Origin of the sequence: Solihabitans fulvus (assembly GCF_008386585.1) — a bacterium.
Classification (GTDB): Bacteria; Actinomycetota; Actinomycetes; order Mycobacteriales; family Pseudonocardiaceae; genus Solihabitans; species Solihabitans fulvus.
The window spans coordinates 1-279 of sequence record NZ_VUOB01000344.1 but is presented as its reverse complement, the minus strand read 5'-3'; the positions used below and the strand labels follow the sequence as shown (position 1 = coordinate 279).

General features: G+C 49.8%; 1 protein-coding gene. It reads left to right on the top strand.

Annotated elements, in window-relative coordinates; translation table 11 throughout:
- Positions 1 to 210, top strand: a 210-nt coding sequence (locus F0L68_RS46005) for a hypothetical protein (protein ID WP_223199656.1), incomplete at its 5' end; no start/stop codon positions are given.
- Between the last annotated feature and the right edge of the window lie 69 nt (positions 211 to 279).

The following is a 279-nucleotide window of genomic DNA, read 5'->3' as shown; positions in this document are numbered from 1 at the left end:
AAACACCTGAAAAACCTCGACAACGGATCTGTCGGAATCGACTTCAACAACCCGACAACGGATAAGCCAGCGAACTTAGCTAATTCCGCCGTCCTAAGAATGTTAGAAGAGGAAGAGCGTAACCGCAAAGGATACAGTCAGAAGAAAGTGGTGTGGCCTCCAGTACCCGAAACGAACGGATATCATAATCCACAACAGCGTCCCGTGTAGGACAACAACGCGCAACACTCCCCGTCTGCTCAGCCTCCCTATCAAAAGCAACCTCAATATCAACCCGAG